Source organism: Streptomyces sp. TRM68367 (assembly GCF_014495685.1).
Taxonomy (GTDB): domain Bacteria; phylum Actinomycetota; class Actinomycetes; order Streptomycetales; family Streptomycetaceae; genus Streptomyces.
On the sequence record NZ_JACTVI010000011.1, the window covers coordinates 18,273 to 35,386 of the forward strand.

Consider the following 17,114-nt stretch of genomic DNA (forward strand, 5'->3'; position numbering starts at 1 on the left):
AGCGCTCATGCCGTTGCCGTTGACGGCCGCCGCCCGGGAGCACGGTGGTCTGGTCGGTGACGGCACCGCATGCCGGTACGTGATGCTGGACGAGCCGACCGTCCGGCGCAGCGGCGTGTCCCTGATCGGCCTGTACGTGCACGACACCGCGGCGACCGGCCTCGGCTGCGACGTCCTGCAGGACACGCTCGTCGAGGGGGTGCTGACTGCCCGGTGCGGGCGGGCAGGACCCGGGCGAGAGGACGCGGTGCCGACGGCCTGCTGGTCACGTCCTCGACGATGCTCGGCAACAACGAGGCCGGGTGCGACGTGTCCTCGCAGGGCACCTCGGGCGTCGGCGGGCGCGGCGGCATCGGGCGGCGGAGACGGCCTGCGTCATGTGCTCTCCTCGTGACTGCGGCCGGATCCCGGCGGGGGTTCCCGCCGATGTGCCTGATCCTGCCGGGGGCGGCGAGAGCGGTCGATTACGCCGGGGGTAATGAGCGGGCGGCACCGTGCCCGGTCAGTGGGACTCACGGCTGACTTCGGAGCCACTGGAGCCGACGAGGAAGTCGAGGTCGGCGCCGGTGTCGGCCTGCAGGACGTGGTCGACGTAGAGGCGTTCCCAGCCGCGCCGGGGGTGGGCGAAGCCGGCGACGGTGGCCTGGTTGGGTGTGCGGCGGGCGAGTTCGTCGGCGGGGACCTCGACGTCGATACGACGCGCCTCGACGTCCAGACTGACCACGTCCCCCGTCCGCACGAGCGCGAGCGGACCGCCGGCCGCGGCCTCCGGCGCCACGTGCAACACGACCGTGCCGTACGCCGTACCGCTCATCCGGCCGTCGCACACGCGCACCATGTCCCGCACCCCTTGCTCCAGCAGCTTCTTGGGCAGCGGCATGTTGGCCACCTCGGGCATGCCCGGGTAACCCTTGGGACCGCAGCCGCGCAGCACCAGGACGCTGTCGGCGTCGACGTCCAGGTCGGGGTCGTCGATGCGGGCGTGGTAGTCCTCGATGCTGTCGAAGACGACCGCAGGGCCGCGGTGGCGCAGCAGATGCGGGGAGGCCGCGGCGGGTTTGATGACCGCCCCGTCGGGGGTCAGGTTGCCGCGCAGGACAGCGATGCCGCCCTCGGCCACCAGCGGTTCGGCACGGGTGCGGATGACCTCGGTGTCCCAGATCGCCGCTTCGTCGAGGTACGACACCAGCGGCCGGCCGGTGACCGTCGGCGCGTCGGGGTCGAGGAGGTCGCGGACCTCGCGCAGGACGGCGAGCAGACCGCCCGCGCGGTGGAAGTCCTCCATCAGGAACCGCCCCGCCGGCTGGAGGTCCACCAGGACCGGGACGCGGGAGCCGATGCGGTCGAAGTCGTCCAGGGACAGGTCGATCCCGAGGCGTCCGGCGACGGCGAGCAGGTGGACGACTGCGTTGGTGGATCCGCCGATGGCGGCCAGAGCGACGATCGCGTTGTGGAAGGACGCCTTGGTCAGGAAGGTGCCCGGGCGGCGGTCGGCGCCGACCATGTCCACCACCAGCCGTCCGGTCTCGTGGGCGGCCTGCAGCAGGCGGCTGTCGGGGGCGGGGGTGCCGGCCAGGCCGGGGACGATCGTGCCCAGGGCTTCGGCGACCAGTGCCATGGTCGAGGCGGTGCCCATGGTGTTGCAGTGCCCGCGGCTGCGGATCATCGCCGACTCGGAGCGGGTGAACTGCTCCTGGGAGAGCGTACCGGCCCGCACCTCCTCCGACAGCTTCCACACCCCGGTGCCGCAGCCCAGCAGGCCGCCTCGGAAGGTGCCGTTGAGCATCGGGCCACCGGGGATCACGGCTGCGGGCAGGTCCACCGAGGCGGCGGCCATCAGCAGCGACGGGATGGTCTTGTCACAGCCGCCCAGCAGCACGACGCCGTCGACGGGGTTGGCGCGCAGCATCTCCTCCGTGGCCATCGCCGCCATGTTGCGCCACAGCATGGCGGTGGGCCGCACCTGCGTCTCCCCCAGCGAGACCACGGGCAGGTCCAGCGGGATGCCGCCCGCCTCGTACACGCCGTTGCGCACCGAGGCGGCCACCTCGTTCAGATGCGCGTTGCAGGGGGTCAGGTCCGAGGCCGTGTTGGCGATGGCGATCTGTGGGCGGCCGGTGAAGGCGTCGCCCGGGACGCCGCGGCGCATCCAGGCCCGGTGGATGTAGGCGTTGCGGTCCTGACCTGCGTACCACTGTGCGCTGCGGAGCTTCACATCCGACTCTTTCCAGTAATCAGTACGGTGGTCTAATCTCTGGAACATCGTGGAGCGTACGCAGATGTCCGATGGGTCGACAGACCCCGGCGACGGCTCAGAACAAGCCAACGGCAGTCGTCTGGTGGGGTCCGACCGGGTGCTGGCCGTGCTGAAGAAGCTCGCACGGTATCCCGACGGCGTGGGGCTGGAGGAGCTGACCCGGGTGATCGGCAGCCCGAAGCCGACCGTGCACCGGGCGCTCGGCGCGCTGCGGCGGGCGGGGCTGGCCGACCAGGGCACCCGCGGACGGTACGTACTCGGCGATGAGTTCCTGCGGATGGCCTTCGCCCACCACGAGGCCCGCCCCGAAAACGTCCGCATCCGCCCCGCACTGGAGATCCTGGCCCACCGGTTCGGCGAGACCGCGCACTACGCCGTCCTCGACGACCGGGAGATCGTCTACCGCGCCAAGGTCGACCCGCCCACCGGCGCCGTACGGCTGACCTCCACGATCGGCGGCCGCAACCCGGCGCACGCCACCGCCGTGGGCAAGCTGCTGCTCGCCCACCAGTTGGACACCCTGGAAGCCGTCCACGGCTGGATCGGTGCCACACCGCTCGTACGGCGCACACCGCGGACCCTGTGCACCGCCGAGGACCTGCACAGCGACCTGCGGACCACCCGGCACCGGGGCTTCGCCCTCGACGACCAGGAGAACGAACCCGGCGTCAACTGCCTCGCCCTGCCTGTCCATGCCACCTCACCCACCGCCCCCTCCGGCGCGCTGAGCATCAGCGCCCTGACCTACCGCACACCCCTGCCCGAGCTGATCGACGCGGTGGACGAGATCCGCGCAGCCCTCGGTCCCCTGGGCAGGCCGCACCGATGACCACGACGTTCCGCCCCAGGGGCGTCATTGCGCCATCGGCCCCACAACCTCTACGCATGGGGACGTCTGATGCAGGGTCCGGGTAGACACTGCGTACTGATCGACACACGCAGTAGCTTTCTCGATACACGCGCGCGGGCACGCGAGCGTGCGCGTTGTGGACTCGGGTGAGGGGGGAACCGTGCGTTCCGGAGATGAGTTCGCCGACCGCTATGTCCTCAAGGAGGTCATCGGCACGGGGCGGAGCGGCGATGTGTGGCTGGCGCACGACAAGGTGGTGGGCCAGGACGTCGCGCTGAAGCCGGAGCAGGTGGAAGGCGAGGACGAGACCGCGGTACGGCGGTTACTGGGCGAGCCGCGGACCATGGCCAAGTTCCGCGACCATCCCCATGTCGTCACCCTGTTCGATGTGGTGACGATGACCCAGGACGACGCGCGGACGTACTGGTTCATCATGGAGTACGTGCCCGGCGGCGGCCTCGACAAGCACCCGCCGGTGTCCCCCGCGCGGGCGGCCCGCATCGGTGCCGAACTCGCGGACGCGCTCGCCGCCCTGCACGAGGCGGGCATCGTCCACTGCGACGTCAAGCCCGCCAACATCGGCCTCACCCGGCGGGGTGAGGCGAAGCTGCTGGACTTCGGCGCCGCGTACCGGGTCGGCGGCAGCGAGACCATCACGGCGAACGGCCCGTTCAGCTTCACGCCGGACTTCGCCGCGCCCGAGCTGGCGCGGGGGAACGTGCCCCGCCCGGCCTCGGACGTGTTCTGCCTGGCCACCACGCTGTACGCGCTGGTGACCGGCTCGCCGCCGCGGGGCGGTGGGTCCGCCGAGCCGGGACAGAACCCGGGCGAGGACACCGAGCGGCTGACGTACTGGAAGGCCGAGCAGGGCGTCGTGGAGATGGACGCCGACGCTGTGGGGCCGCTGTACCCCGTGCTCACCGCCATGCTCCAGCGCGATCCCCGGCAGCGGCCCGACGCGGCCGAGGCCGGGCGGCTGCTGGCGGGCGTCGCCGGAGCCCCGCCGGACTCTCCGTCGGGTCCCCCGACGGAGAAGACCCGGAAGAACGGTCTCCGGCGCCGTCCGGTGCTCGCCGCCCTCGGGGCCGGCGCCGCACTCGTCCTGGGCCTCATCCTCGCCCCTGGCGACGACGGCGACGCCACCCGGTCCGGCCGGGAGTCCGGCAGGGGCGGGATCGCGGACGGCACGCCGAGCGCCGCGCCTCAGGCCCTGATCGGCGATCCACACACCGCCGACCTGTGCGCCCTGGCGGACACCGACACGCTCGGCCGGTTCGGGAAGGCCGAAGTGGACGTGGACTACGGCAACTTCGACCGCTGCGACGTACTCGTCCACACCGACGACAAGTCCCGCATCGACGTGTCGATCCACCTCCGCCCGGGCTCACCGCCCGAGGGGTCGAAGCCCACCACAACCGTCGGAAGGATCGGCGTCACCGAAGAGGAACCGCCGGAGGACGACGAGTGCAGGCTGCTGCTGGTGCCCTCCGGCAGCACGGTCGACAAGGCCCTCGTCGGAGTCCGCGTCAACGAGGGCGAGGGCACCGTGGTCGGCGGCAGCGCGACGATGTGCACGGTCGCCGACGCGGCCGCCCGCAGCGCGGCCGAGGTGCTGAACCGGGGCCCGGTCCCCCGCCGTGACCCCGCCTATCCGCAGGCCTCGCTCGCCTGGGCGAACGCCTGCGAACTGCTCGACAACAAGGCGCTGTCGGCCGTTCCCGGCCTCAAGACCGACGTGCCGAGGGTCGGCGTCGCGAACTGGAGCTGCGAGTGGTCGAGCGACGTCGACGATCTGGAGGCCGAGGTGGGCTTCTACCGCGACCAGCCCAAGTCCGCGGAGGACGGCGAGTCCAGGAAGCTCAGCGGCTACAACACTGTCGTCATTCCGGAGAGCGAGGACGGGGCCTGCACGGCCTTCGTCGAGTACCGCCCGTACAGCGGCCAGAACGCCGAGACGTCCGCCGAGATGGTGCGCCTGCGGGTCGGCGGGCAGCGGCCCATGGACCAGCTCTGCGACATGACGACCCGCCTCGCCACCACCGCCGCCGCCAAGCTGCGCGCCCGCTGACGACGCGCTGGAGGGCACCGCTCAGCTGGTCACCGATGGCCCGAGGTCCGGCCAGGTGCTGTCGTCCTCCATCAGCTCGAGGTCCGGCGGTACGAGCGTGGTGGACTCCACCAGCCCCTTGAGCAGGTTCTGCAGCAGGGCGTTGTCGTTGGGGCGGCCCTGCGACTTGTCGTGCATCAGCGGGTACCGGAAGCCGGTGCGGTCGAGCCGTTTGCGTACCGCCTCGATCCGGTGCTCGATCCTGCGCTCGGTCCAGTTGTCGTCCGGGCGGAGGTAGCCGAGCTGTTTGGCGGCCATGGCGTACGTCAGGGGGCGTGGTTCCTCCTCGTAGAGCAGATACCGCTGGCCCAGTACGACGAGCAGCAGCCGTTCGTCGTCGTTGAGCGCCCAGGTCTCCGGGCGCAGGGTCTCGGCACGTCGGCGGGACACCGGCCCCTGGTCGTCGTGGCCCGCCACGTACAGCTCGACCAGGTGTTCCCGGTAGCCGGAGCCCTTCACGAACAGCGGGGTGTAGCCGGTGGCCAGCGGGATGGGCTCGGTGGTGGCGTGCATCATCCGGCCACGGGGCAGCCGGACCAACTGCTGCCCGGTGTTGCGCAGCCACCAGTGCCCCTGGCGGTACGTCAGCTCGCCGTGCCGGCGGCTCACCCGCAGGTCGTCCACGCCGACCCCCAGGTCCACGTCCGGCTTGTCGCCCCGCCCGAAGCGGAGCGTCAGGCCCGGCCGCGGCGGGGCGTTGAGGTCTCCGGTGACCGTGCGGGCGTGCAGTGTACCGGGCTTGGCGGGCGCGACACCGCGTGCGAGGCTGGTGGAGAGGGACATCGCTGGTCTCCCAGGTTCGTGAAGTGCTCGGCGGTTCATCGGATTCCGGGCACGCGGACGGGCGTACGCACAGGATTTCGCACCTTCTGCGGGACCCCTCCCCACCGCCGGGGGCGGAGCAACCCTCCACGAGGGCGGCGGGCGCGGTCCGCCCCACCGCGCGGGCGGACCGGTCCAGCACGTCGTGGCTGCGCTTGCCCTCGCGCAGCCAGTCGGTGACGGTGTCGCAGGGGTCCTTGGCAGGCAGGCCGCGGAGGAATCCGTTCAGGGTCGATTCGACCGTCTTGTCGTTGCCGGGTTCGGCGAGGACCTGGGCGGGGTGACGGCCTCGTCACCGCGGGCACTCGGCGGGGCGTCGGTGACGCGGTGCCCGGACCACACCCGGTCCTGCGCGCTGCGCACGCGCGCGCTGTTGCCGCTGTCCTGGGCCTCGGTGACGTCCCGCCCGGCCCGGCCGGCGTCGAACCGCAGCAGCCCCACGATCAGCAGCACCGGCAGCGTGACGCCGAGCGCGACCAGGCGCTGCCTGCGCCGGGCCCGGGGCCCTGGCCGGTTGGCCGCCCTGCCTGCCGCCAGGTACCACCCGTGCAGGACGGTGCCCGCCCACCACACGAGCACGGCGATCTCGTACGACTGCGACGCGGTCGACGCGAGCAGCCAGACGAGGACGACGGTGACGGCCACGTTGCCGACGGCGAGCCCTCGCCGGCGCAGGATCAGATAGCCGACTCCGAGTAGTGAGGCGTTGCCGAGGGCCACGGCGGGCGGATCGTACGCCCGGACGTCGCCGGGCGGGTGCTCCGGCTTGGCGGGAAAGACGGGCGCGGCGCGCGTCGGGTCATCCATCGCTCTCCCCCGGTCGCAGGACGGCTCTGGGTGCCCGCATTGTCGGGCCGGGCCTGCGGGAGGGGTCCCGGAAGCCCGGATCGGCCGGACACGCGCAGAGATGCTCCGGCGACCGGGGCGTGGTCGCGCCTTCGCGGAACGGTTCAGCCGGTGCCCGTGGGGTCGAACCACGTGGGGGCGTCCGACAGGGCCTGCTTGATCCGGAACAGCCCGTGCTCGTTCAGCTCGGGCAGGCGGTCCACGGCGAACCAGCCGACCTCCAGCGACTCGTCGTCGTTGACCAGGGCCTCGCCGCCGACGGCCCGGCAGCGGAAGGTGATGTCCATGTACTGGCAGGTGTCGCCGTTGTCGTACGTGACGGGGTCCAGTGCCTGGACGAGGACGACCCGCTCGGCGACGCAGCGCACGCCCGTCTCCTCGTAGGTCTCCCGCACGGCGCACGCCGCGGGCTGCTCCCCCGGCTCCGGAATGCCCCCGATGACCGACCATCTGCCGGAGTCGGAGCGGCGGTTCAGCAGCACCCTGCCCTCGTCGTCGAAGACGAGAGCGGTGACTCCGGGAAGCAAGAGGAGCTGGTGACCGGCAGTGGCACGCAGGTTCCGGATGAAGTCGGGAGTAGCCATGGTCACGACCCTAACCGGCCGGCCCCGGCGCCCAGGGGCGATTCAGACTGCGTGCGACGGTCGTACGGCTACGCGTCACCGGCGCGTCGCCGGCGCACCCCCGCGCCGATCGCCCAGCCGAGCCCGCCGGCGGCGACCAGCACCAAGGCGATCTCCGGCAGGACACCCAGGTCGGTGGCGGGCGTCGTCGAGGAGCGCAGCGGCACCTTCTGCACGAGGGAGTCGGCCACGAACATGCCGGTCCGCTGGGTGATCCGCCCGTCCGGCATGATGATCGCACTGACGCCGCTGGTCACCGGCACCGTGACGGTCCGGCTGTGCTCGACGGCGCGGACGCGGGACATGGCGAGCTGCTGGTAGGTCATCTCGCTGCGGTCGAAGGTCGCGTTGTTGCTCGGCACGGAGATCATCTGCGCGCCGTCGGTGACCTCGGAGCGCACCGTCCAGTCGAAGGCGGCCTCGTAGCAGGTGACGAGGCCGACCTTGGCGCCGTCCATGGTGAACACGCCCGGCTTGGTGCCCCGGCTGAAGTCCTGGCGGACCATCGCCGTCCAGTTGCTGTTGATCGCGCCGATGAGCGAGCGCAGCGGCAGGTACTCGCCGAACGGCTGGATCTGCCGCTTGTCGTAGGTGTCGACCGGGCCCTTCACCGGGTCCCACAGGATCTGCTCGTTGTACAGCTTGCCGTCCCGCTCGACGACGCTGCCGACCGAGATGGGCACGCCGATCGCCTTGGCCGCGGTGTCGATGACGGCGCGGGCGTCGGGGTTGGCGAAGGGGTCGATGTCGGAGGAGTTCTCCGGCCACAGCACGAAGTCGGGCCGGGCGACCTTGCCCGCCTTGACCTCGGCGGCCAGGCGCTCCGTCTCGCGCGCGTGGTAGTCGAGCACGGCCCGCCGCTGGGAGTTGAAGTCCAGGCCCGCGCGCGGCACGTTGCCCTGGATGACGCCGACGGTCACGCTGCCGTCCTCGGCCTTGTCACTGACCAGCGGGCGCGCGGCCACGGCCCCCACGACCGGCACCGCCACGCTCAACAGGGCCACGGCCGCGGCGGAGCGCCGTACGGCACGGGTGCGCCGGCCCTCCGCGGCCAGCCGTACGACCTCGTACAGCCCGAAGCCGCACAGGACGACCGCGAAGCCGAGCACCGGGGTGCCGCCGACCGCGGCGAGCGGCAGGAAGACGCCGTCCGCCTGCCCGAAGGCGATCTTGCCCCAGGGGAAGCCGTGGAACGGCACACGCGCGCGTGCCGCCTCGCCAGCGATCCACAGCGCCGCCGCCCACAGCGGCCAGCCGGGAAGCCTCGACACCGCGGCGATGCCCGCGCCGACCAGCGCGACGAAGACCGCCTCGACCGCGACCAGTGCGAGCCAGGGTCCGGGGCCGACCTCCACGCCCGTCCACACCAGCAGGGGCAGCAGGAAGCCCAGGCCGAAGAGGTATCCGAGGCCGAGGCCCGCCTTCCAGCTCCGGCCGCGCAGCACCCAGCCGAATCCGGCGAAGGCGGGCAGGGCCAGCCACCACAGGGTGCGGGGCGGGAAGCTGACGTAGAGCAGCACTCCGGAAAGCGCGGCTGCGGCGGCCGGGACGAGGCGCAGCAGCAGGCGCCGGCCGCGCGACGCGGGCGCGATCTGCGGTTCCAGCTGGTCCGACTCGCCGGCGGAACTTGCGGTGACGGTCACTCGGGGAGTGTACGGCGAGTCACTTTTCGGCCGACAGCGCGGTCCGCCTGCCGGAACCGCACCCAGGCGTCTACACGCGTGTGCCGCGCCTGCGCGCGGAGGCCGCCGGTCTCCGCTCACGCCGCTTCCGCCACCGATGCCGCCCCTTCCGCGCCCGCCAGCCGTCCCGCTTCCTCGCCGGGGTACCCGTTGGTCCTCGCCGGCGCGTGGACCGCCTCACCCACGCGGCTGCCGCACTTGCCCCGTATTCATCCGCCGCATCTCGTCGCTACTCATCCACAAGCCGGCCACCAGCCGCTACCGTGTGCCGGAGTCTTGTGGTGGCGGACCGGCCCGGGGGCTGGGGCTCGTCACAGGTCGGGGGCGATGTGGTGCAGGGGGCCGGGTGGGTTCCACGGGGATGACGTCTGCGGCCGATCGGGGGGCGGACGGCGAGAGACGAAACGTTTTGGACGCGGTGGGCGTGGTGGTGCTCGGGGCCTGCGCCACCTGGCCCCTGATCACGGCGGCGGCGCGCGGCGGCCGCCCCGAGGGCGTGCTGCTCGCGGTGCTGGCCGTGGCCGCCGGTTGTGCCGCGGGGCGGATCGGCGGGGCGATTCTGCCGGTCGCCGCGCCCTGCGCCGCGGCCCTGGCCGGGACCGCGCTGACGGTGACCGTCCCGCACCTCGCCCCGGGGCCGCATATCGACGCCCCGCTCGGACGCGTCGGCGCGACTGCGGCTGTGCTGACCCTGTCGGCCGGCGCCGCCTGCTGCGCGGCCTGGGCCAGTCCCGTGCCGTCCGTCCGGCTGGCCCTGCGCCTGCTGGCCGCCGGTACGGCGGTCACCGCAGCTGCGCTCGACTCGATCACCGGGTGCGTGGCCTGCGCCGCCGTACTGCTGTGCTCGCTCGCCGCCGGACGCATGCCCCACCGGGGTGCGGGCATCGCCGGACTGGCCGGGGCGGCGGCCCTGGTGACCGGACTGACCTGGGCGGTCGCCGCCAACGCCGTACCGGACGGGCTCGCCGCGTCCCTGGAGGGCCAGCTGACCCCGCACCGCGTCCTGCTGTGGCGGGACGCGGTGCACATGGTCGAGGGGGATCCCACCCTGGGCGTGGGGCCGGGGCGCTTCGGCGAGCTGAGCACGACGGCCACGCAGTCGCTGCTGTCGGACGGCAGGCCGCATTCGGCACCGCTGCAACAGGCGGCGGAACAGGGCCTGCCCGGCCTGATCCTGCTGGCGGCGGCCTTCGGCTGGGCGCTGCACGCGCTGTGGCGCACCGCGCGCCCCACCCCGGTGGCGCTCACCGCAGGCGCGGCCCTGACGGCCCTCGCGGCGATCGCCTGCGTCGGCAACGCGCTGAGCTTCACGGCGGTGACGGCGGGCGCGGGCCTCCTGGCGGGCATGGCCACGGCGCGCCCACTCGCCGAGGAGGTCCATGAACCGGCGACGGACGCGGATCCACGCGGCGACCGGCTGGCCCAGTGACCGGCGCTTCCTGACCGGCCTCAGTGCGACGCGCCGCGCGCGCTCGACCGCAGCCGGTCCTTGATGACCTGTACGGCGGCCTCCGCGTCGTCCACGGTGACCGTGAACGTGTGCCCGTCCCACAGCCGCAGCACGACGCCCTCACCACGGCGTACGACGACCGCGGTGCCCTTCTCGGGCCGCCAGCGGTAGCCCCAGCCGCCCCAGTGGCGCGGGGTGACGTGCGGCACGAACTCGGCGCCGACGACGTGGGATAGCGGGATGCGGCGGCGCGGCACGCCGATGTGGCCGCAGCGCACCTCCAGGCACTCCTTGTCGACCCGCAGGGCGACGTGCACGAAGGCGAGGGTGCCGAAGAGGACCAGCAGCCCCGCCGCGATGCAGCCGACGACGGCCATGACGAGCGGGGCGATGCCGTCGGTCCACGGGGCGTCCACGGCCAGCTCGATGCCGAGCGCCAGGCAGGCGGCACCGATGAGCGCCAGCAGCCACTGGACCCGGTTGGTCGCCCGTCCGGTCCAGACATCAGGGTGCCTGGCATGCTCACCGCGGGGGTGCTCCCTCATGCCATCGAGAGTACTCAGATTCCGCTGTGCTGGTACCGCGTCGCGGAGAGTGACGGCGCCGACCGGCCCTCAGGCAGGCGGAAAGCCTCCGCCCGGTGACCGTCGGTCACTGGACGGGGCTGGCCGCCGTCTGGAGGAGCCGGCCCTCGTCATAGGCGAGAGCGGGGGCGGGCAGCGGGCCGCTCTCGCGGCCGCTGAGGATCACCGTGAGGGTGCCGTCGGCGGGGGCCTCGGGGGCGGGCTGGGCGCCGATCCGGCGCAGGGCCTGGGCGGCCACCGCTCCGGCGGAGCCGTGCAGGACGAGCGGCGGGCGGCCGGGGCGCTGCACGGCGGCCCGGATGCGCTCGGCGACCAGCTCGTAGTGCGTGCAGCCGAGGACGACGGTCGTGACCTCGTCCGGGGTGAGCGCGGCGGCCGCGGCGACGGCGGCGTCGATGGCGGCCTCGTCCGCGTGCTCCACGGCCTCGGCGAGGCCCCAGCACGGCACCTCGGTGACGGGCACGCCGTCGGCGAAGTCACGGATCAGGCCCCGCTGGTAGGGGCTGCCGGTGGTGGCCGGTGTCGCCCAGATGGCGATGGGTCCGCCGCCGGCCGCGGCCGGCTTGATCGCCGGGACCGTGCCGATGACCGGCAGGCCGGGTTCGAGGCGGGCACGCAGGGCGTCCAGGGCGTGCACGGTGGCGGTGTTGCAGCCGACGATCAGGGCGGCGGGGCGGTGGGCGGCGGCGGCCTCGGCGACGGCGAGGGCGCGCCCGGTGAGGTCCTCCGGGGTCCTGGGTCCCCAGGGCATGCCGTCGGGGTCCAGGGAGAGCACGAGATCGGCGTCGGGGCGGAGACGCCGTACCGCGGCGGTGGCCGAGAGCAGACCGATTCCGGAGTCCATGAGCGCGATCTTCACCCGGCCACGATAGACGATGTGCCGTGTCCGGCCCGCCCCGTGGGGCAGACTGCGCGCGTGAGCGCCGTTGTGTGGACCGCCGCCGGATCACTCGCCGCATGGCTGTGGCTGCTGCTGTGCCAGGGCTTCTTCTGGCGTACGGACGTCAGGCTGCCGCCCCGGCGGGAACCGGACGTCTGGCCGCCGGTGTGCGTCGTCGTTCCGGCGCGCGACGAGGCGGCGGCGCTGCCCGCGAGCCTGCCGTCGCTGCTCGCCCAGGACTATCCGGGGCGCGCGGAGGTCTTCCTGGTCGACGACGGCAGCGGCGACGGCACCGGGCAGCTCGCGCGTGAGCTGGCGCGGCGGCACGGCGGGCTGCCGCTCACCGTCAACTCGCCCGGCGAGCCGCCCGCGGGCTGGACGGGCAAGCTGTGGGCGGTGCGCCACGGCATCGGCCTGGCACGCGCGCGGGACCCCGAGTATCTGCTGCTGACGGACGCCGACATCGCCCACGCCCCGGACAGCCTGCGCACGCTGGTGGCCGCGGCGCACGCCTCGGGCTTCGACGTGGTCTCGCAGATGGCCCGGCTGCGGGTGGAGAGCGCCTGGGAACGGCTCGTCGTCCCGGCCTTCGTCTACTTCTTCGCGCAGTTGTACCCCTTCCGTCGGATCGGGAGGAAGGGAACGCGGACGGCCGCCGCCGCAGGCGGGTGTGTGCTGCTCCGCACGGAGGCCGCCGAGCGGGCGCGGATCCCGGACGCCATCCGGCACGCCGTGATCGACGACGTGGCGCTCGCGCGGGCCGTCAAGAACAGCGGCGGCCGCGTCTGGCTGGGACTGGCCGACCGGGTGGACAGCGTCCGCCCGTATCCGCGGCTGCAAGACCTGTGGCGGATGGTGTCGCGCAGCGCCTACGCGCAACTGCGGCACAGCCTCCTGCTGCTGGCCGCGACGGTCGCGGGACTGGCGCTCGTGTATCTGGTGCCGCCCGTGGCGCTGGTGGCGGGACTTGCCGCGGGGAGTACGGCGGCGGTCGCCGGCGGGCTCGCGTGGCTGGTGATGGCGGCGACGTACGTCCCGATGCTCCGCTACTACCGGCAGCCGCTGTGGCTCGCTCCCCTGCTGCCGTTGACGGCGTTTCTGTATCTGCTGATGACGGTCGATTCGGCGGTGCAGCACTACCGGGGGCGTGGTGCGGCCTGGAAGGGCCGCACCTACGCGCGTCCGGACGCCGTTCCCGACGAGGGCTGACGTCCGCCGTGAAAGGGGATCACTTCCTGCCCGGTGTCCAGTTCATGCCCCACCCGTAGGCGTAGTCGACGGTCCGCTGCGGGCTCACACCGCGCTCCGGCACCAGGTAGCGGGCCTCGCGCTGGACGACGAGGTCGCTGCCGGTGTTGGTGATCAGGGCGAGCGCGCACACCGTCGAGGGGACCGTGCACTCGTCGAGGGAGAAGTCGATCGAGGCGCCGTGCTGCGGTGTGAGCGTGACGGTGGCGTGCAGGTCGGCGAAGGAGCGGGCCCCCTCGTAGATCGTGACGAAGACGAGGATGCGCCGGAAGGCCTGTTTGTGGTCGAGGTTGACGGTGAGGTTCTCGCCGGTCGACACGGCGCCGGTGCGGTCGTCTCCGTCGAGGTGGATGTACGGGGGCTGGTGCAGCGCCCCGAAGGCGTTGCCGAGGGCCTGGACGACCCCCTTGCTGCCGTCGGTGAGTTCGTACAGGGCGCACAGGTCGAGGTCGAGGTCCGCGGGCATGGCGGTCGGGCGGCCCAGCTTGGCGGCCCATCCGGAGAACTGCTTGCGCATCTGCCAGTTGAGGTTCACGCGCATGGCGCCCGAGGTGCCGCCCTGCTTGGTGAGCGACACCGAGGGGGCCGCCTTGGTGAGCGTCACCTTCGTCAGGCGGACCGGTTCCGCGGGCGGGGCGGGGGGCGCAGGCGGGGCCGCCGGTCGCGTCACTGGCGGCGCGGGGGGCCGCTGGGTCACGGGCGGGGGCGGCGGCGGTGCGGTCACCGGGGGTGCGGGGGCGGCGGCCTGCTGCGGCTCGTCGACCGTGATGCCGTAGTCGGTGGCGAGGCCTTCGAGTCCGCTGCTGTAGCCCTGGCCGACGGCACGGAACTTCCAGGCGCCCTGGCGGCGGTAGAACTCGCCGAGCACGAACGCCGTCTCGGTCGTCGCGCCGGGGCTGTCGAAGCGCGCGGCCACGGCGCCCTGCGCGGCGTCCCGGACCTCGATGTACAGGCCGGGGACTCGTCCGAAGGTGCCGCCGTCCGAGGAGGCGGCGAGGATCACCGTCTCGATCGCGGGCTCCACGCGCGCGAGGTCGACCAGGAGGGTGTCGGTGACCTGGCCGCCGCCGTCCCGCTTGCCCTCGTGCCGGATCGCGCCGGAGGAGTGCACCGGCTGGTTGTAGAAGACGAAGTCCGCGTCGGAACGGACCTTTCCGCCCACCAGGAGCAGCGCCGAGGCGTCCGCGTCGGGCACGCCCGGACCGGAGTGCCAGCCCAATTCCACCCGCAGTGCCGTGGTCGGCACCGGAGTATTTGAACCTTTCACCATTTGCATGTCCGCCCCCATCACGTCTCACCGCACCGGGCCGAGCCCCGGCTGTCCCTCGGAATCCGTCCGTCCAACCTATTCCCCACCGCGGCGAACTCCCACGAGGAGCGCATGACGATCCGTCGCCAACCCGTCGGTAACCCGCACGGAACTTGGCCTTTACCTGATCCGAACTCGGATTGCCGCCCTTTTTCGCCGAGTTCGCTCGCATTGGGGATCCGACGTCACCGCCCGCACGGAAAACAACCCTCTTATCGGTCTCCCCAACAACCACATCGTGGGCTTAACTTATGTGCCATGACCTCCCCCCGCTCCACTTATGGCGGCGGCTACTACTCCGCCTCCTTCCCGGACACTCCGATCTACGACTCGCTCGTGGCCGAGCGGGGCACCCCGCAGATCGCCCCGATCCGGGTCCCCGCGCAGTACGACACGCCCGGCAGCAATCTGCCCGCGCTCCCGTCGGCGTTGCCCGCCCTCCCGGCGGGCCAGTCCCAGTCCTCCTACGGCTATCCGCAGGCGCCACAGCCCGCCCCGCTGCAACAGGCGCCCGCGGCCTACATCCCGCCGCAGGCCACGGCGCCGCGCGGCTATCCCGGTCCGCAGCCGCCGCAGCCGCGCCCGGCGGCACCGGGTCCGACGGGCTACGAGGCGATGCGCCCCGCGGCTCCCCGGCCCGCCGCTCCGGCTCCGTACCAGGACCCGTACAACAACCAGCAGTACCGCGGCTACTGAGCCGTCCCCCGGGGAGTGGTCCGCGCCGGCTGGCACGATGGCCCCATGGGGAACGCGCGACTGCAGTCGATTCACGTCCATCCGGTCAAGGCGTTCCGGGGTCTCGCGCCCCGGGATGCCGTCGTGGAGCCCTGGGGGCTGGCCGGAGACCGACGCTGGGTGGTGATCGACGACGGGGGAAAGGTCGTCACGCAACGCCAGCAGCCGCGCCTCGCACTGGCCGCCGCCGAGCTGCTGCCCGGCGGCGGCGTTCGGCTGTCCGCGCCCGGCATGGACGCGCTGACCGTGCCCGTGCCGGAGGCGGCCGGCACGGTGCCGGTGGTGATGCCCCGCGACAAGGTCGAGGGAGTGCCCGCCGAGGATCCGGCCGCCCATGCCTGGTGCAGTGCCTATCTCGGGGCCGACGTGCGGCTCGTGCACATGGACGATCCCGCCACGCGCCGGCCCGTCGACCCCGAGTACGCCCGGCCCGGCGAGACCGTCAGCTTCGCCGACGGCTATCCCCTGCTGGTCACGACCGTCGCCTCGCTCGACGCCCTCAACTCCCTGATCGCGCGCGGCGATCACGCGCCCGAGGGCCCGCTGCCCATGAACCGTTTCCGGCCCAGCCTCGTCGTGGCGGGCACCGAAGCGTGGGCCGAGGACGGCTGGCCGGGCATCGCCGTCGGCGAGGTCGCCTTCCGCGTCGCCAAGCCGTGCGGCCGGTGCGTGGTGACCACGACCCACCAGGGCACGGCCGAGCGCGGCCGCGAGCCCCTGCACAGCCTCGGACGCCATCGGCGCATCGGCGGCAAGCTGGTGTTCGGGCAGAACCTGGTGCCCTTGTCCCGCGGCACGGTCCGGGTCGGCGATCCGGTCCGGATGCTCGAGCCGGACGGATCCCTGTAGCCCGGGAACCCGGTCCGAGGTCCGCGCGTTGGCCCTTCGTGAGAAGTTCATCAGAGACCCCCGGGCGAGCGGTGTGAGTGATGTCGCTCTCTCTTCGCGGGGTCCGCGCGTGGACGGCTTCGCCAGGGGTTATCACGGAGCGGGAAGGGGGTGCGGACGGTGCGATCGATCAGCGGACTCTGGCGCTGGCGGCACAATCCGCTGCGCCGTACGACCGACCTGGCCGAAGCCTGGGTCGCCCTGGCGGCCCTGCTGCTGATCCTCGTCGCCGCGCCGCTGATCGGCTCCCTCGTCGGCCGCGCCACCGGGGACATCCTGCAGAAGTCGGTCCAGGAGCAGCACCGCTCCCGGCACCTGGTGACGGCCACGGTGGTCCGCAAGCTGGACCGCTCCCCCCTGGAGGCCGACCCGGAGGCGTCCGCCGGCCGGGACATGCGCACCCGCGTGCTGGCCGACTGGCCCGCGCCGGACGGCACCACACAGCAGGGCCCGGTCCTGGCGAGCCTCAAGAACCCCGCGCCAGGGGACCACTTCCGGATATGGACGGACGGGCACGGTCGGATGGTGGCCCGCCCGCTGGACTCCGCGACGGCGGCCACGCACGCCATGCTCGCCGGATTCGGCGCGGCACTCGCCGCGGCCGGGCTCGTCGAGGGCGGCAGACGGCTGATCCTCTGGCGCATGGTCCGCCGCCGGTACGCCCGCCTGGACCAGGCCTGGGACAAGGCGGGCCCGGACTGGGGCAAGACCGGCACCGGCTGCTGACCGCCTTCCGCCTCTGGTCAACCCACCGCCCGCGCGCACGCTACGGTGGACCGGCCGAACGCAATCGGCGCGTCAGACCCGCGTACAACGAGGTGGGGGCACAGCAA

At 73.1% G+C, this 17,114-nt stretch carries 16 protein-coding genes; 8 read left to right on the plus strand and 8 right to left on the minus strand.

The window, feature by feature from the left end; all coding sequences use genetic code 11:
* The first annotated feature begins 7 nt into the window (after positions 1-7).
* Entirely contained in the window at positions 8-394 is a 387-nt protein-coding gene (locus H8R17_RS46575; RefSeq protein WP_262505177.1) for a hypothetical protein, read from the plus strand.
* Positions 395-502: 108 nt separating this feature from the next.
* Here H8R17_RS46575 and H8R17_RS10600 read toward each other — a convergent pair whose 3' ends face one another.
* Positions 503-2,215: an IlvD/Edd family dehydratase gene (locus H8R17_RS10600; RefSeq protein WP_187822894.1), complete on the minus strand. Its 1,713-nt coding sequence runs from the start codon at positions 2,213-2,215 to the stop codon at positions 503-505.
* A 64-nt stretch (positions 2,216-2,279) separates the two neighbouring features.
* Here H8R17_RS10600 and H8R17_RS10605 point away from each other — a divergent pair, with 64 nt between their 5' ends.
* Both H8R17_RS10605 and H8R17_RS10610 read left to right on the plus strand, forming a co-directional pair.
* On the plus strand, positions 2,280-3,086 hold the full coding sequence (locus H8R17_RS10605; protein ID WP_187822895.1) for an IclR family transcriptional regulator: 807 nt from the start codon (positions 2,280-2,282) through the stop codon (positions 3,084-3,086).
* A 181-nt stretch (positions 3,087-3,267) separates the two neighbouring features.
* Positions 3,268-5,175, plus strand: a complete 1,908-nt coding sequence (locus H8R17_RS10610; RefSeq protein ID WP_187822896.1) for a serine/threonine-protein kinase — start codon at positions 3,268-3,270, stop codon at positions 5,173-5,175.
* Positions 5,176-5,196: 21 nt separating this feature from the next.
* Here the strand turns inward: H8R17_RS10610 and H8R17_RS10615 are convergent, their stop codons facing one another.
* The 4 genes from H8R17_RS10615 to lnt form a co-directional block, all read right to left on the minus strand.
* On the minus strand, positions 5,197-5,997 hold the full coding sequence (locus H8R17_RS10615) for an FHA domain-containing protein (RefSeq protein WP_187822897.1): 801 nt from the start codon (positions 5,995-5,997) through the stop codon (positions 5,197-5,199).
* Between the two features lie 264 nt (positions 5,998-6,261).
* Positions 6,262-6,843, minus strand: coding sequence for a hypothetical protein (locus H8R17_RS10620; RefSeq protein WP_187822898.1), 582 nt, complete (start codon positions 6,841-6,843; stop codon positions 6,262-6,264).
* A 143-nt stretch (positions 6,844-6,986) separates the two neighbouring features.
* Positions 6,987-7,466 carry an NUDIX domain-containing protein gene (locus tag H8R17_RS10625; protein ID WP_187822899.1) on the minus strand — a complete coding sequence of 160 codons (480 nt, stop codon included), beginning with the start codon at positions 7,464-7,466 and terminating at the stop codon, positions 6,987-6,989.
* Between the two features lie 68 nt (positions 7,467-7,534).
* Positions 7,535-9,148: an apolipoprotein N-acyltransferase gene (gene lnt / locus H8R17_RS10630; protein ID WP_187822900.1), complete on the minus strand. Its 1,614-nt coding sequence runs from the start codon at positions 9,146-9,148 to the stop codon at positions 7,535-7,537.
* Positions 9,149-9,548: 400 nt separating this feature from the next.
* Between lnt and H8R17_RS10635 the strand changes: the two genes are divergently transcribed.
* Positions 9,549-10,616, plus strand: a complete 1,068-nt coding sequence (locus H8R17_RS10635; protein ID WP_187822901.1) for an O-antigen ligase — start codon at positions 9,549-9,551, stop codon at positions 10,614-10,616.
* Between the two features lie 20 nt (positions 10,617-10,636).
* Here H8R17_RS10635 and H8R17_RS10640 read toward each other — a convergent pair whose 3' ends face one another.
* Together H8R17_RS10640 and H8R17_RS10645 are read right to left on the minus strand one after the other, a co-directional pair.
* On the minus strand, positions 10,637-11,182 hold the full coding sequence (locus H8R17_RS10640) for a hypothetical protein (RefSeq protein WP_187822902.1): 546 nt from the start codon (positions 11,180-11,182) through the stop codon (positions 10,637-10,639).
* A gap of 106 nt (positions 11,183-11,288) precedes the next feature.
* The gene (locus H8R17_RS10645; RefSeq protein ID WP_187822903.1) at positions 11,289-12,080 is read right to left on the minus strand and encodes a glutamate racemase; all 792 of its coding nucleotides are present in this window, start codon (positions 12,078-12,080) and stop codon (positions 11,289-11,291) included.
* 39 nt (positions 12,081-12,119) lie between these two features.
* Between H8R17_RS10645 and H8R17_RS10650 the strand changes: the two genes are divergently transcribed.
* Positions 12,120-13,310 carry a glycosyltransferase gene (locus H8R17_RS10650; RefSeq protein WP_187822904.1) on the plus strand — a complete coding sequence of 397 codons (1,191 nt, stop codon included), beginning with the start codon at positions 12,120-12,122 and terminating at the stop codon, positions 13,308-13,310.
* Positions 13,311-13,329: 19 nt separating this feature from the next.
* On the opposite strand, the gene H8R17_RS10655 is transcribed toward H8R17_RS10650, so the two are convergent.
* Entirely contained in the window at positions 13,330-14,619 is a 1,290-nt protein-coding gene (locus H8R17_RS10655; RefSeq protein WP_187822905.1) for a TerD family protein, read from the minus strand.
* Positions 14,620-14,916: 297 nt separating this feature from the next.
* Here H8R17_RS10655 and H8R17_RS10660 point away from each other — a divergent pair, with 297 nt between their 5' ends.
* The 3 genes from H8R17_RS10660 (at position 14,917) to H8R17_RS10670 (ending at position 17,007) form a co-directional block, all read left to right on the plus strand.
* Positions 14,917-15,354 carry a DUF6643 family protein gene (locus tag H8R17_RS10660; RefSeq protein ID WP_187822906.1) on the plus strand — a complete coding sequence of 146 codons (438 nt, stop codon included), beginning with the start codon at positions 14,917-14,919 and terminating at the stop codon, positions 15,352-15,354.
* A 45-nt stretch (positions 15,355-15,399) separates the two neighbouring features.
* A complete protein-coding gene (locus H8R17_RS10665) occupies positions 15,400-16,242 on the plus strand; it encodes an MOSC domain-containing protein (RefSeq protein ID WP_187822907.1) in 843 nt (280 codons plus the stop codon).
* A 159-nt stretch (positions 16,243-16,401) separates the two neighbouring features.
* The gene (locus H8R17_RS10670) at positions 16,402-17,007 is read left to right on the plus strand and encodes a hypothetical protein (protein WP_187822908.1); all 606 of its coding nucleotides are present in this window, start codon (positions 16,402-16,404) and stop codon (positions 17,005-17,007) included.
* Positions 17,008-17,114 lie beyond the last annotated feature (107 nt).

Coding starts and splice junctions, on each gene's coding strand:
- H8R17_RS46575 (WP_262505177.1), top strand. CDS start 8: ATGCCGTTGCCGTTGACGGCCGCCGCCCGGGAGCACGGTGGTCTGGTC.
- H8R17_RS10605 (WP_187822895.1), top strand. CDS start 2,280: ATGTCCGATGGGTCGACAGACCCCGGCGACGGCTCAGAACAAGCCAAC.
- H8R17_RS10615 (WP_187822897.1), bottom strand. CDS start 5,997: ATGTCCCTCTCCACCAGCCTCGCACGCGGTGTCGCGCCCGCCAAGCCC.
- H8R17_RS10620 (WP_187822898.1), bottom strand. CDS start 6,843: ATGGATGACCCGACGCGCGCCGCGCCCGTCTTTCCCGCCAAGCCGGAG.
- H8R17_RS10625 (WP_187822899.1), bottom strand. CDS start 7,466: ATGGCTACTCCCGACTTCATCCGGAACCTGCGTGCCACTGCCGGTCAC.
- H8R17_RS10635 (WP_187822901.1), top strand. CDS start 9,549: ATGACGTCTGCGGCCGATCGGGGGGCGGACGGCGAGAGACGAAACGTT.
- H8R17_RS10640 (WP_187822902.1), bottom strand. CDS start 11,182: ATGAGGGAGCACCCCCGCGGTGAGCATGCCAGGCACCCTGATGTCTGG.
- H8R17_RS10655 (WP_187822905.1), bottom strand. CDS start 14,619: ATGGTGAAAGGTTCAAATACTCCGGTGCCGACCACGGCACTGCGGGTG.
- H8R17_RS10660 (WP_187822906.1), top strand. CDS start 14,917: ATGACCTCCCCCCGCTCCACTTATGGCGGCGGCTACTACTCCGCCTCC.
- H8R17_RS10665 (WP_187822907.1), top strand. CDS start 15,400: ATGGGGAACGCGCGACTGCAGTCGATTCACGTCCATCCGGTCAAGGCG.